Below are 13,590 nucleotides of genomic sequence, written 5' to 3'. Positions count from 1 at the left end.
AACGCTTGGAAGGAGCAACCATGACCGAGAGCAACACCACCCCGGACGGCGCCACGGAGCCCGAGGCTTCGAACAACGCCCCCGAGCAGACCTCCCCTGAGGCAACGACGCCCACCGGACCCACCGAGGTCATCGAGCCCGCGGCAGCGCAGGTCGCAGCCCCTGCTCCCGCAGACAACACTCCGGCGGCACCCGTGGCCCCCGAGCCCGCGACTCCGGCAGCGCCCGTCGTGACGCCGCCTGCTGCGGCAGCGCCGGTCACGCCCGCTGTGCAGCCGGCGCCCGTCGCAGCGACCCCCGCCCCGGCCACCCCGGCGCCGGTCACCCCCGCGCCCGCTGCCCCCGCAGCAGCCGTCGCTCCTGCCGCTGCGCCCGCCCACCCCGGTGCCCACCCGCAGACGACCGACGCCTTCGGCCAGCCTGTCGCTCCTGCCGGACCCGCCGCCACCGTCTACGCGCCCGGAACGGCACCCCAGCCCTACGCGCAGCAGACGCAGCCCACCCAGCCCTACATCGGCATCCCCGCTCCCGCTGGAGCCGGAGCTGCCGGCGGCAACGGCAACGGTGGCGCAGGCGGATCAACGACCAAGCGTCGCGCGACCCTTCCGATCGTCGCAGCCCTCATCGCCGGCGCCCTCATCGGCGGCGTGTCCGGTATCGGCGTCGCCGCAGTGCTGTCGAACAACGACGACTCCACCCAGTCGTCGACCTCGGCCGAACCGCAGAACGTCGTCGTGAACAACACCGACTCCGTCAACGAGATCACCGCCGTCGCGGCCAAGGCCTCGCCGAGCGTCGTGACCATCTCGGTGCAGTCCGACAGCGGCGCCGGAACCGGATCCGGCATCGTGCTGTCCAAGGACGGCTACGTTCTGACCAACACCCACGTCGTCACCCTCGACGGCAGCGCCAGCGACACGCAGATCCAGGTGCAGATGTCCGATGGCACGCTCTACGCGGCGAAGCTCGTCGGAACCGACCCCGTCTCCGACCTGGCTGTCATCAAGCTGACGGATGCCTCCGGCCTCACGCCGCTCGAGTTCGCCGACTCCAGCAAGCTCAACGTCGGCGATTCTGCGATCGCCATCGGCGCACCGCTGGGCCTGGCCGGCACGGTCACAAACGGCATCGTGAGCGCGCTCAACCGTTCCATTCAGGTGGCGTCCTCGGCGGCTCCGGACGACTCGTCGCAGGACCAGCAGGACCCCAACGACCAGAACGGTCAGGGCGGCGACAGCCCGTTCAACTTCTGGAACCTGCCCGATGACGGCAGCGGACAGCAGCAGACCCAGACCCAGGCGACCTCGACGATCTCGCTCCCCGTCATCCAGACCGACGCCGCCATCAACCCGGGCAACTCGGGTGGCGCCCTGCTCAACTCGAAGGGCGAGCTCATCGGCGTCAACGTGGCGATCGCCAGCGCCGGTGCCACCAGCGAGGGCAGCCAGTCCGGCAGCATCGGCGTCGGCTTCGCCATCCCGGCGAACCTCGCCGAGCGCGTCGCGAACGAGATCATCAAGGACGGCGAAGCATCGCACGGCCTGCTGGGCGCCAGCGTCCAGGACGCCACGAGTGCCGACGCCGGCGTCGTCGGCGCCCTGATCAAGGAGGTCGTCTCCGGCGGAGCCGCCGCCGATGCGGGCCTCGAGGCCGGGGACATCGTCACCAGCTTCAACGGTGTGCCGATCTCCAACGCGACCGACCTCACCGCCCAGGTGCGCTACCTGGCCGGAGGCGACAAGGCCGACCTGACCTACGACCGCGACGGCAAGACCGTGACGGCCACCGTGACCGTCGGCGAGTACACCGCCGGCTGATCCGCAACATCCGGAAGCCGCCGCACAGAGCCCCTCTGTGCGGCGGCTTCCTGCATGTGCGGCTCCCGTCGGCGTGAATCCCGTGCGGTAGGCTCAATCGACCGTCTGACGAGTGGATGCAATGACCGAGAACGCCCCCAGCGGCCCAGCAGAGCTGCTGCCTGGCGTCTCCTATGTCATGCCCGTGCTCAACGAGGTGACGCACGTGCGCGCCGCCGTGAAGAGCCTGCTGGAGCAGGACTACGCCGGCCCCTTCGAGGTGGCGATCGCGCTCGGCCCCAGCATCGACGGCACGTCTGAACTTCTGGCCGACATGGCCGCAGAAGACCCGCGCATCAGGGTCATCGACAACCCGATCGGCTCGACGCCGGCGGGGCTCAACGCCGCCATTCGTGCCTCGACGCATCCGATCATCATCAGGGTCGACGCGCACTCGAGTCTCCCCACCGACTACGCCCGCGTCGCCGTCGAGACCATCCTCGAGACCGGGGCTGCCAACGTCGGCGGCATCATGGACGCTCGCGGTCACAGTCCGTTCCAGAAGGCGGTCGCCATCGCGTACACCACCCGCGTGGGGTTGGGCGGTTCGTCTTTCCACGTCGGCGGCGTCGCCGGTCCGGCCGAGACCGTGTACCTCGGATGCTTCCGCCGCGAGGCCATCGAGGCCGTCGGACTCTTCGATGAGGGCATCAAGCGCGGCCAGGACTGGGAGCTCAACCGACGCCTCCGAGCGGCGGGGGAGACCGTGTGGTTCACGCCGCGTCTCAAGGTGGTCTACAGGCCGCGGCCGAGTGTCTCGCGTCTGGCCCGGCAGATGTTCTCGACCGGCCTCTGGCGCGGCGAGCTCGCACGCCGATTCCCGGCCAACAACGGCCTGCGCTACTTCATCCCGCCGGCCATGGTGGTCGGTGTGGTACTCGGCGTGCTCCTCGGACTCGCCGGCATCGTGCAGGCGCTCGTCGGCGCCACCCCGTGGCTGCTGCTCGGCTTCGCCGTGCCTGCCGTCTACGCCCTGTTCGTGATCGTCGCGACTGTCCTGTCAACCAGGGGGGCCGGAATTCGCGTGTCCCTGTGGTTTCTCCTAGTCTTGCCCTGCATCCACTTCTGCTGGGGTCTCGGCTTCCTGCCGGGCTATCTCTCACTGACCAGCAACATCGCGGCGCACACGGGGAGATGAGCTTGGCGGCAACACACGAGTCGGCGGCGGCTCCCGAGCGTCCGGCGCGTCCGTCGTCGATCGCCGAGCTGCGCGCTGTCGCGCAGCCGCCCGAAGTGCGCGGCCGCCGGAACGCCGAGCACTGGACGGCATCGCTGTATCTGCGCAATCTCTCGCCGTACCTCACCTGGATGCTGCTGAAGACCCGCATCTCGGCGAACGGCGTGACGGGGCTGATGATCCTCGTCGGCTGGTCGACCGCTGCCGCGCTGCTCATCCCCGGCATCTGGGGTGCCTTACTCGCGCTCATCCTCGGCCAGCTGCAGATGCTCGTCGACTGCTGCGACGGAGAGGTCGCCCGGTGGCGCCGCACCTCGTCGCCGGCCGGCGTCTTCCTCGACAAGGTGGGGCACTACTCCACCGAGGCGCTCATCCCCATCGCTCTCGGCGTCCGTGCTGCAGCGTGGCCGTTCGATGCTCCGGAGGACTACCTCTGGACCACTCTCGGCACCCTGCTCGCCCTGCTCATCGTGCTGAACAAGGCTCTCAACGACATGGTGCACGTCGCTCGGGCCAACGCCGGTCTCACCAAGCTCGCCGACACGCACGGCGAGTCCGCACCGACCCACAGCGTCATCGCGACCCTGCGCCGTGCCGCCCGCTTCGTGCCGTTCCACCGGCTGTACCACTCGGTCGAGCTCACCATGATCGCCTTCGTCGCCGCGGTGATCGGGCTCTTCGCCGGTCAGCCGGAGGTCGACCGCATCCTCATCGTCGTTCTCGTTCCGCTCGCCCTGCTCGCCCTGGTCGGTCACTTCGTCGCGATCATGGCCTCCAAGCGTGTCCGTTCCTGATCCCACCGTCGGCGTCGTCGTGCTCACCCAGGGCACGCGTCCCGACGACCTCGGCCGCGGCATCCGCTCGCTCCTCGACCAGCGCGGCGTGCAGCTCGACATCGTGTGCGTGGGCAACGGCTGGGAGCCGTCAGGCTTGCCGGCGGGCGTGAAGGCCCTCGCCCTGCCCGAGAACCTCGGCATTCCGGCGGGCCGCAATCGCGGAGTCGCCCAGGTGAGCGGCGAGTATCTGTTCTTCCTGGACGACGATGCGAGCCTTCCCGACCTGGGCTTCCTCGCCGCGGCGGTGGCGAAGCTGCGTGCCGATACGTCGATCGGGCTCATCCAGCCCCGTGTCGTCGACCCGTCGGGCATCACGCCGCCGAAGCGCTGGATCCCGCGCATCCGCAAAGGTGATGCCGAGCACTCCAGCAATGTGTTCTCCGTGTGGGAGGGGGCGGTGATCCTGCCGCGCGCCGTGTTCGACGCGACGGGCGGCTGGGCCGAGCCGTTCTTCTATGCCCACGAGGGCATCGAACTGGCATGGCGGGTCTGGGACCAGGGAAAGCGCACCTGGTACGCGGGCGACCTCGTGGCGAACCACCCGGTGATCACGCCGACCCGGCACAGCTACTACTACAGGCTGAACGCACGCAACCGTGTCTGGTTGGCCCGGCGCAACCTTCCGGCCGCGTTCGTGCCGCTCTACGTCGCATCGTGGACCGGGGTTCAGCTGCTGCGTTCAGTGCGCAATCGCGATGGGCTGGCTGCCTGGTGGGGCGGCTGGCGCGAGGGCTGGAGAACGGATGCCGGCGAGCGGCGGCCCCTGCGCTGGCGCACGGTGTGGCGCATGACCCTGGCCGGGCGACCTCCGGTCATCTGAGCGCGCTCGTCGGCGGAGCTGGCCTCCGACCTTCTCTGCGGCTGCCAGCGACACCACCGGCGGCATCAAGGGCGGCATCCGTCGTGGGAGCCGTCCGAGTGCCCGGGTAGGCTGGCATCCGTGGGTGTGATGAAGGATGCGAAGCTCGGCTATCGATTCGTGCGGAGCGTCTTCGCCAACCGTCGCACCCAGTCGGTGCTGCGCCAGAAGCTGGCCCAGCTGCCGCCGCTCGAGCCGCATCGGTTCAAGGTCGCCGTGTACTTCGCCGACGGCAAGGTCAACCTCTACCAGATGCGCCAGTGGTACAAGCCGCTCGAGGAGCTCTCGAAGACCTGGCCCGTGCTCATCCTCAGCCGGGCATCGGGCTCGGCGACCGCACTGCTCGACGAGGCTCCGCTGCCCGTGGCCTATGTGCGCAAGGTCGTCGACCTCGAGCGGGTCATCGACGAGCAGGACCTGCACGTCATCTTCTACGTCAACCAGAACGCCAAGAACTTCCAGATGATGCGCTACGGGCGCCGCTGGCACGTTTTCATCAACCACGGTGAGAGCGACAAGATGTACATGACCACGAACCAGTTCAAGGCGTACGACTACGCACTCGTCGCCGGCGACGCTGCGCTCTCGCGTCTGAACAAGGTGCTCTGGGACTACGACTTCGACAAGCGTGCACTGCCCATCGGCCGCCCGCAGGCCGACCACTACTCCGGTGAGCTTCCGTACACCCCGGATGCCCGTGAGGTCGTGCTCTACGCCCCGACCTGGGAGGGTGACCGGGCGGCGGCCGCCTACGGCTCCATCGCCACCCATGGGGTGGCTCTGGTGTCGGCGCTGCTGGCGAGCGGGCGCCACCGCGTGATCTACAGGCCGCATCCGCGGTCCGGTGTCGTGGACGACGCGTACGGCTCCGCCAATCGCGAGATCATCCGCATGATCGCCCAGGCCAACGCCGCCGATCCGACCGCGCAGCACGTCTACGACCAGGGCCCGGAACTCGGCTGGCAGCTCGCTGCGGCCGACGTCGCCGTCGTCGACATCTCGGCCATGGTCTACGACAGGTTGGCGACGGGCAAGCCGCTGATGATCACGCGGCCGGCGAATCCGGCCGCCGAGATCGACACCGGGGGATACCTGTCCGACTGCGAGTGGCTGACGACGGCGGATGCCCCCGGCATCGTCGCCCTCGTCGACGAGCTGGCGCACGGCGACGACGCGCGCGAACGGCTGAAGGTGTGGGTGGAGCGCTACTTCGGTGACGCGACGCCTGGAGCCGCCACGGCCAGGTTCCATGCCGCCGTGCAGCACCTCATGGACGAGTGGGAGCGCAACGCCGCCCTGCACGCCGGCGACGGCGACGTCGACGAGCACGACGTCGGCGAGGACGACGAGCCCGGACTGCTCGGAGAGTAGCCGTCGCCCGAGTCCTCGCTTCGGCCCTGACGCCGACGATCGGAGCAGGCGCGGCCGCTCGTCAGCGCTGGCCCGGAGTCCCGTCCGTGCGGCCGTCGTCCGGCCGGCCGGCGGCATCCGACTCGGGCAGGGGCTCGCCGAACAGGTCGTCGAGAGGGTCCGGCTCCAGAGCAGCATCCGATGCTCTCGCGCCCTTCCGGCGTGGGCCGATGGAGCGCACCCGCACGTTGATGGCGTTGCTCATGCGGGAGACGCCGCCGTTCACGCCGCTGACCGCCCGGATCGCGAGGTTGCCCTTCGATTCGCCGATCACCACGTCGTCGAGGCTCGGTTCGAGCTCGCGGGGGAGCCGGGCCGGCGCCTGTCCGAACGCCAGGCGTGATGACTGCACCACTCGACCCGAGACAATGCGGTTGCCGACGCCGCCGATCACGGCACCGACGCCGAACGGGATGGCCTTCGAGAACACGCTCGCGCCGGCCCCGACGGCGAACTTGCGCACGAACATGGTCTTCAGCCTGTCGGCGAGCGGCCCGACGAGGGTCCGCGGCAGGTTGGCTGTGACGAGTTCGCCCCAGTACGCCGATCGTACGGCCCCGGTGCCCGTGGCCTGCCCCGCGAGCTGACGGACGAGGTTGGAGCCCTCCGAGCCGAGCATCATCGTCATGATGAGAGCGCGGGCGCGATCGGGGTCGGCCACAGCGATCCCGTGCACCTCGGCGACGGACTGCGCGAACAGTGCCGTGGCCTCGAGGAATCCGGCTGTCTCCACGCCCGAGAGCACGATGGTCAGGCCGGTGCCGATGCCGGGGATGACGGCCGTCGCTCCGACGGCGGCCCCGCCCGTGGTCGTGGCCGCCATGTAGCGTCGCTCGAGGATGCGCACGAGCTGCGCCGGCGTCGCATCCGGGTTCCGCCGACGGATGCTGCGGATGTGCGCCAGCACCACGGGGCGCTGCACGCCCAGTCCGAAGTCGATCGTGCGGATGAGTCGAGGCGGCAGCTCGCCGCCGACGGGGGAACCGCCGGTTGACGAGACGATGGGCTTCGGTGTGCGTGCCATAGGCTCCGAGCCTATTGCCGTCGGCTGGGGGATCCCCCTCCCTTGCGCATGGACACCGGATGTGGCACGCGGTGCCGGATCCGACTCAGGCCCCGGGGGCTTTGGGCACTCCGTAGTCGGCGTTGTAGGCGTCGAGCACATCGCCGATCGGCCCGTCGAGCTTCAGCACTCCCTTGTCGAGATAGAGCCCGCGCGTGCAGAAGCGGCGCAGGTCGCGCTCGTTGTGGGAGACGAAGAACAACGTGCGTCCGCCGGCGAGGAGCTCCTCGATGCGGGCGTAGCACTTCTCGCGGAACGCCTTGTCGCCGACGGCCAGCACCTCGTCGACGAGGATGATGGGCTCCTCGAGGCGCGAGATCACCGAGAAGGCTATGCGCACCTTCATGCCGCTCGACAGGTGCTTGTAAGGCGTGTCGAGGAAGTCGCCGATGTCGGCGAAGTCGATGATGTCGTCGAAGCGCTCGTCGATCATCCCGCGGGTCATGCCATGCAGGCCCGCCGTGAGATGGATGTTGTCGCGCACCGTGAGGTCGTCCACGAACCCGCCGGTGATCTCGATCAGTGGCGCAACGCCCCCGTGGACCGTCACGCTGCCCTCGTCCGGCAGCATGACGCCGGCCACGAGCTTCAACAACGTCGACTTGCCCTGGCCGTTCCGGCCGACGACGCCGATGGCCTCGCCCTGGTGCACGTCGATCGACAGGTTGCGCAGCGCCCAGAACTCGCCGGGGCGGCTGCGCCGTGACTTTCCGGCGAAGAGGTCCTTGAAGTTGCGGCGACCCCGTTTGTTGCGACGGAAGCGGATGCCGGCATCCGCCACCCGGATGTCGACGGCCGGAGTGCCGGCCGGGGTGTCGATGGCAGCGTCGCTCATCAGATCTCCTTCAGCACGGAGCGCTCGAGGCGGCGGAACAGCAGGATGCCGACGACGAGGAAGGCGACGGACACGAGGGCGGAGATGCCGACGTCGAACCAGTTGAGCTGCTCGGCGAAGAATCCGGCGCGGTAGATGCCGAAGATGCCGGAGAGCGGGTTGAACGCTGCCCACACCTGCAGGTTGTCGGGCAGGTCTGTCGTGCCGTAGATGATCGGCGATGCGTAGAACAGCAGGCGCAGGATCAGTTTCACGGCACGTTCGATGTCGCGGAAGAACACGACGAGCGGGGCCACGATGAGGCCGACTCCGACTGTGAGCACTGTCTGCAGCACTATCGCCAGAGGGAAGTACAGCAGGTCGATGTTCACCTGAGCGCCGGAGAACACCGCGAACAGGGCCAGCACCGGCAGGGAGGCGATGAACTCGATGCCCTTCGAGACCACGATGCGGTTCACCCAGATCGTGCGGGGGATCGTCGTCGAACGGATGAGCTTCGCCTCGCGCAGGAACGCCCGCGTCGAATCCGAGATGGCACCGTTGAACCACATCCAGGGCAGCAGGGCCGTGAGTAGGAAGACGATGTACGGCTCGGCTCCGACGGTGCGCTCGAAGATGACGGTGAAGACGAACCAGTAGATGGCCGACATCAGCAGCGGATCGAGGATCGACCAGACGTAGCCGAGGGCCGAGGTGGAATAACGCACGCGCAGGTCGCGGCGGGTGAGCAGCCAGAGCGAATGGCGGTAGCGCGAGAACGGGGTCCACTGGGGGCGCGACTCGGCGTAGGAACTCACGCCGTCCATCGTATGCGTCGGGCGGCGTGCACCCGTTCACCCCGCTCACCACGCTCACCACGCTGGCGAGGGTGGGCGCGTCGCACCGACCGACTGCGGAGGTGACCGAGAACGGGATGAAATGACGAAAGCAGGCCCGATGGGCCTGCTTTCGCGAGAATCAGCCGTTGCGGCCTGTCACGGCGCTCACACGAAGTGGTTGGCCCGCTCGAGGTCTTCGGCGAAGTCGATCTCGACGGCGTACAGGTCGGAGATGTCGACCGGCTCCACCAGGATGCGCTCCTTCTCGATCGCGAGCTCGAGGCCGCGCTCGAAGTAGTCCTGGTCGTTCACCTTGATGAGGTGGCGGATGAAGGTGGCCTTGTCGGCGCTGGAGATGTAGTTGATGCCGACGGCCTCGCCGAGCCCGCCCTTGACGGTCTTGGAGAGTTCCTTGATGTAGCCCTCGGCGCTCATCGTGTACTTGACCTCCTCGTCGGAGACCTTGGAGTGGTTCACGGTGACGAAGGACTGGTCACGGGCGATCATCGCGGCAGCCCGGTCGAGAACTGTCGGGTCGAAGACGACGTCGCCGTTCATCCAGAGCACGCCGCCCGCCTGCGACGCCTGCAGCGCGCGGAGGAGGCTCTTCGAGGTGTTCGTCTGGTCGTACTGCTCGTTGTAGACGAACGATGCCTCGGGGAACGCCTCGATGATGTGCTCGAGCTTGTAGCCGACGACGATCGTCACCTTGGCGTTCCGACCGAACGCGTGCTCGATGTTGTCGAACTGCTGCTGCATGATCGTGCGGCCGTCGCTGAGCTCGGTCAGCGGCTTCGGCAGCGAACGGCCGAGACGGCTGCCCATGCCTGCGGCAAGAATGACGACCTGGGTGGTCATAGTGATCTCCTCGATGGATTCGGGTAGATCGCCTGTTCGGTGACATCCTCCATCGGACGTTCACCTGCGATTCACCCACACGTGTATGTGAAGACACGCCTTCATGCCCGATTCACCATATCGTGCCGGGTCGCCCGGGGGCCAGACATGGGGGACGGCGTGCCCGGATTGTGACCACGTGCTGAGCGGATTCACAGGGAGCAGCGTCATCTGTCGTTCGGCTGTCGCAGGGGAGTTGGTAGGTTTGCTGCGTGAGTTCTGCGCAGCGATTCCCAGACCCGCACGACCAGGGGGCGACGGCCGAGGAGGCCGCGAACGCGAGCGCTTCCACGACCGCGAATCCTGTGAGTCCGGCGCGTTCACGGGGGACATCGCCGGTCGCTTCGACGACTCCGGATGCCGCTCCCGAGGCGAACGCAGCCACGTCCGCGTCCTCTGACGAGCAGCCCGAGCCGGCCGCGCGCAAGCCTGCCGCCCGCAAGCCCGCTGCCCGTAGACCCACCGCACGCAAGCCGTCTGCGAGCCCCGCACCTGCGGCGCCGACGACTGACACGGAGTCAGCCCCGAGCGCACCCGAGAGCGTCGCCTCGTCGACCGGATCCGCGCCGTCGACGCGATCAGGCTCCACCAAAGCGCGGCCGGCCACGGCCAGGAAGCAAGCCGCACCCAGGAAGCCTGCAGCTCCCCGGAAGCCCGCCGCTGCTGCGACCTCCACGGACTCGACCGACTCGGCTGAGGCGTCGACTGCCACCCCATCGACGACCCCCAAGGCCGCCGCGAGGCCCAGCACCGCGAAGTCCACGACGGCGCGGCGCACCACCACGAAGTCCTCGACCGCGAAGACCTCTGCGAAGACTCCCGCGGCCTCGGCCTCGCCCAAGGCCGCGGCCAAGGCGCCGAGTCCAGCACGATCCACCAGCACCCCGGCTCGAGCCGCGGCGAAGGCCGCGGCGGCATCGGCGGCGGCATCCGAGTCCGCAGCGAGCGAAACGGGGGACAACGTCACCCCGATGCCGAAGGCGACCGCACCTGCGCGCACACGCCAGGTGCGCGCTCCCAAGGCACCTCCGGCCGCAGCGAAGCCCGCGCCGACGGTGGCCGCGGCCGAGGTCGTGCGCGACACCGCGACGGCCGAGCCCCGCCATCCGGTGACCGGCAAGGACGCAGTGACGGAGCTTCCCGAGTCCGCCGCAGCGGCTGACGCACCCCCGACGGCCGAGCCGGAGACGGTCGAGGACACCGCCGTCATCGCCGCCTCGGAGGCCGAATTCCCCACCGAGGACGAGCTCGTCGCCATCGGTCTGGTCGATGCCCCGCCGGCCGAGCTGACCATCGAGGACACCGCCGCTGCCATCGCCGAGTTGGAGCTCATCGAGGAACTCACGATCGAGCAGATCGATGAGGCCGAGGCCGACGCCGAGGCGGCAGCTGCAGCGGCGAAGGCCGCAGCCCGCAAGAAGCGCAGCGCTCGCTCGAAGCTGCCCGTGGCCACCAAGGCGCCCCCGGCATCCGCCCCAGTCGTGCTCTCCATCGCGGGACTCGCCAAGAGCTACGGCGCGACCCAGGCAGTGAGCGGCATCGATCTCGAGGTGCGCACGGGGTCGTTCTACGGCATCGTCGGTCCCAACGGAGCCGGGAAGACCACGACCCTGTCGATGGTCACGGGTCTGCTGCGACCGGATGCCGGAACCGTCATCGTGCACGACGTCGACGTCTGGAAGGAGCCGGCGAAGGCCAAGCGCATGACGGGCGTCCTGCCCGACCGCCTGCGCCTCTTCGACAGGCTCACCGGCGCGCAGCTGCTCTACTACTCCGGCGTGCTCCGCGGCCTCGATGCGCAGACCGTGCGTACCCGCTCCGCCGACCTGGTCTCGGCGTTCGGGCTCGACGAGGCGATCAACCGCCTCGTCGCCGACTACTCGGCCGGCATGACCAAGAAGATCGCCCTGGCCTGCGCCATGATCCACTCGCCACGGCTGCTGGTGCTCGACGAGCCCTTCGAGGCCGTCGACCCCGTCTCGGCCGCCAACCTGATCGAGATCCTCCAGCGCTACGTGGCTGCGGGCGGCACCGTCGTGCTCTCGAGCCACGGCATGGACCTGATCGAGCGCGTGTGCGACAGTGTCGCCATCATCGTGCAGGGGAAGGTCCTGGCCTCGGGAACCCTCGACCAGGTGCGCGACGGCGAGAGGCTCGAGGATCGCTTCGTCGAGCTGGCCGGCGGCCGCAAGGTAGCAGAGGGGATGGAATGGTTGCACAGCTTCTCGGACTGAAGGTCCGGCTCTTCGGCAACCTGTTCCGCCGCGGCCCCTGGCAGATCGTCGGCATCATCGTCAGCCTGATCTACGGGCTCGGCATCGCGGTGTTCCTGATGTCCCTGCTCATCGGACTGCGTTTCGCGCCAGACGTCGAGTTCCTGCGCGACGGCATCGTGCTCGTCGGTTCGATCGTCACCGTGTGCTTCATCATCGTTCCGCTCTTCATGGGCTCGGATGACGCCCTCGATCCGCGACGGTTCTCGCTGTTCGGCATGCGCAACCGCGAGCTCTCGTTCGGGCTCGCACTGGCGGTCTTCATCGGCATCCCGGCCGTGGCCCTCGCGATCACGCTCGTCGGCTTCATCGTGACGTGGACGCGCGGCTTCGGCGAGACCGTCCTGGCCGTGATCGCAGCCGTGCTGGCCCTCGTCACCTGCATGATGCTGTCCCGCGTCTCCACCTCCCTCGCGAGCCTCTTCCTCGCCACCAGGAGGGCACGAGAGGTGAGCGGGGTGCTCGGCGTGCTGGTCCTGGTGCTGATCTCCCCGATCATCGTGCTCCTCGCCCAGGTCGACTGGGCGTCGTCGGGTCGCGGCCTCATCCGCGACGTCAGCGGCATCCTCTCGTGGACGCCCATCGGGGCCATGTGGGCGATCCCCGGCGATGCGGCGGCCGGCGACTGGGGGGCTTCCGTTCTCAAGCTGCTCATCGCGGCCGCCACGGTGTGGTTGCTGTGGCTGGCGTGGCAGGCCCTCGTCGCGAAGACCCTGGTGACGCCAGGGCGCCAGACGCAGTCGCACGCGTACCACGGCCTCGGATGGTTCGACAAGATGCTGCCCGGCGCGACGGGAGCGGTTGCGGCCCGATCGCTCACCTACTGGATCCGGGATGCCCGCTACTGGGTGTCGCTCATCATGATCCCGGTGCTTCCCGTGCTCCTGGTGGTGCCGCTGGCCGCGGTCCACGTGCCGACGGGCGTGCTGGCCCTGCTGCCGGTTCCCGTGATGTGCATCTTCCTCGGGTGGACCGTGCACAACGACGTCGCCTACGACTCCACGGCCGTGTGGCTGCACGTCGCCTCCGGTGTCAGCGGCCTCGCGGACCGCATCGGCAGGCTCGTGCCGGCGTTCTTCCTGTCGATCCCGCTCATCGCCCTCGGCACCATCGTGAGCATGCTGCTGTACCGCGACTGGAGCGTGCTGCCGTCGTTCGTCGGCGTGTGCGCGAGCCTGTTCCTGGTTGGACTCGGATGCAGCAGCTACACCTCGGCGCGGTTCCCCTATCCGGTCCCCAAGCCCGGTGCCAGCCCGTTCGCCCAGCCGCAGTCCTCGGGCACGGCAGCCGCCGCCGTGCAGTCGCTGACCTTCCTGGTCGCGTTGATCCTCACGCTCCCGGCCCTCGCCTTCGGCTACCTCGCCCTCTTCGTCGACCCGGCCTGGCACCTCGCCACCCTCATCGAGGGCGTCGGCGTAGGCGTGGTGGCGCTCGTGCTCGGCGTGGCCTGGGGTGCGCACACCTTCAGCAAGCGCGGGCCCGAGATCCTGGCATCAGCGATCCGGGCGTGACAGCCACCGAACCGGCCCTGATGCTGCATCCGAACCCCGCGGATGCCGCAGTGGT

11 protein-coding genes are annotated in these 13,590 nt (G+C 68.8%); 7 read left to right on the top strand and 4 right to left on the bottom strand.

Annotated features, from left to right (window positions below; all coding sequences use genetic code 11):
- Positions 1 to 20: 20 nt before the first annotated feature.
- From ASF30_RS02645 to ASF30_RS02625, 5 genes are all read left to right on the top strand, one after another.
- Positions 21 to 1,817, top strand: coding sequence for a S1C family serine protease (locus ASF30_RS02645; RefSeq protein ID WP_055901104.1), 1,797 nt, complete (start codon positions 21 to 23; stop codon positions 1,815 to 1,817).
- Positions 1,818 to 1,938: 121 nt separating this feature from the next.
- The gene (locus tag ASF30_RS02640; RefSeq protein ID WP_055901101.1) at positions 1,939 to 2,994 is read left to right on the top strand and encodes a glycosyltransferase family 2 protein; all 1,056 of its coding nucleotides are present in this window, start codon (positions 1,939 to 1,941) and stop codon (positions 2,992 to 2,994) included.
- A 2-nt stretch (positions 2,995 to 2,996) separates the two neighbouring features.
- On the top strand, positions 2,997 to 3,827 hold the full coding sequence (locus ASF30_RS02635; protein WP_235480242.1) for a CDP-alcohol phosphatidyltransferase family protein: 831 nt from the start codon (positions 2,997 to 2,999) through the stop codon (positions 3,825 to 3,827).
- Entirely contained in the window at positions 3,814 to 4,689 is an 876-nt protein-coding gene (locus ASF30_RS02630; RefSeq protein ID WP_055901096.1) for a glycosyltransferase family 2 protein, read from the top strand. The genes ASF30_RS02635 and ASF30_RS02630 overlap by 14 nt, the downstream gene beginning before the upstream one ends.
- A gap of 120 nt (positions 4,690 to 4,809) precedes the next feature.
- Positions 4,810 to 6,099, top strand: coding sequence for a CDP-glycerol glycerophosphotransferase family protein (locus ASF30_RS02625; protein WP_055901092.1), 1,290 nt, complete (start codon positions 4,810 to 4,812; stop codon positions 6,097 to 6,099).
- Between the two features lie 61 nt (positions 6,100 to 6,160).
- Here ASF30_RS02625 and ASF30_RS02620 read toward each other — a convergent pair whose 3' ends face one another.
- From ASF30_RS02620 to ASF30_RS02605, 4 genes are all read right to left on the bottom strand, one after another.
- Entirely contained in the window at positions 6,161 to 7,162 is a 1,002-nt protein-coding gene (locus ASF30_RS02620; RefSeq protein WP_055901090.1) for a hypothetical protein, read from the bottom strand.
- 85 nt (positions 7,163 to 7,247) lie between these two features.
- Positions 7,248 to 8,036, bottom strand: a complete 789-nt coding sequence (locus tag ASF30_RS02615; RefSeq protein WP_055901086.1) for an ABC transporter ATP-binding protein — start codon at positions 8,034 to 8,036, stop codon at positions 7,248 to 7,250.
- On the bottom strand, positions 8,036 to 8,833 hold the full coding sequence (locus ASF30_RS02610; RefSeq protein ID WP_235480241.1) for an ABC transporter permease: 798 nt from the start codon (positions 8,831 to 8,833) through the stop codon (positions 8,036 to 8,038). The genes ASF30_RS02615 and ASF30_RS02610 overlap by 1 nt, the downstream gene beginning before the upstream one ends.
- Positions 8,834 to 9,019: 186 nt before the next feature.
- Positions 9,020 to 9,712: a phosphocholine cytidylyltransferase family protein gene (locus ASF30_RS02605; protein ID WP_055901080.1), complete on the bottom strand. Its 693-nt coding sequence runs from the start codon at positions 9,710 to 9,712 to the stop codon at positions 9,020 to 9,022.
- Between the two features lie 251 nt (positions 9,713 to 9,963).
- Between ASF30_RS02605 and ASF30_RS23270 the strand changes: the two genes are divergently transcribed.
- On the top strand, positions 9,964 to 11,985 hold the full coding sequence (locus tag ASF30_RS23270; RefSeq protein WP_235480240.1) for an ABC transporter ATP-binding protein: 2,022 nt from the start codon (positions 9,964 to 9,966) through the stop codon (positions 11,983 to 11,985).
- Complete coding sequence (locus ASF30_RS02590; protein WP_055901074.1) at positions 11,961 to 13,535, top strand: hypothetical protein; 1,575 nt, start codon at positions 11,961 to 11,963, stop codon at positions 13,533 to 13,535. Before ASF30_RS23270 ends, ASF30_RS02590 begins: the two co-directional genes overlap by 25 nt.
- Positions 13,536 to 13,590: the final 55 nt, after the last annotated feature.

Source organism: Leifsonia sp. Leaf264, assembly GCF_001422325.1.
GTDB lineage: Bacteria > Actinomycetota > Actinomycetes > Actinomycetales > Microbacteriaceae > Orlajensenia.
This window is presented reverse-complemented; position numbering and strand designations above follow the sequence as displayed.

Bases quoted from the DNA above. Each gene is read 5' to 3' on its own strand.
- ASF30_RS02640 (WP_055901101.1), top strand. From the start codon at position 1,939: ATGACCGAGAACGCCCCCAGCGGCCCAGCAGAGCTGCTGCCTGGCGTC.
- ASF30_RS02615 (WP_055901086.1), bottom strand. From the start codon at position 8,036: ATGAGCGACGCTGCCATCGACACCCCGGCCGGCACTCCGGCCGTCGAC.
- ASF30_RS02590 (WP_055901074.1), top strand. From the start codon at position 11,961: ATGGTTGCACAGCTTCTCGGACTGAAGGTCCGGCTCTTCGGCAACCTG.
- ASF30_RS02645 (WP_055901104.1), top strand. From the start codon at position 21: ATGACCGAGAGCAACACCACCCCGGACGGCGCCACGGAGCCCGAGGCT.
- ASF30_RS02620 (WP_055901090.1), bottom strand. From the start codon at position 7,162: ATGGCACGCACACCGAAGCCCATCGTCTCGTCAACCGGCGGTTCCCCC.
- ASF30_RS02605 (WP_055901080.1), bottom strand. From the start codon at position 9,712: ATGACCACCCAGGTCGTCATTCTTGCCGCAGGCATGGGCAGCCGTCTC.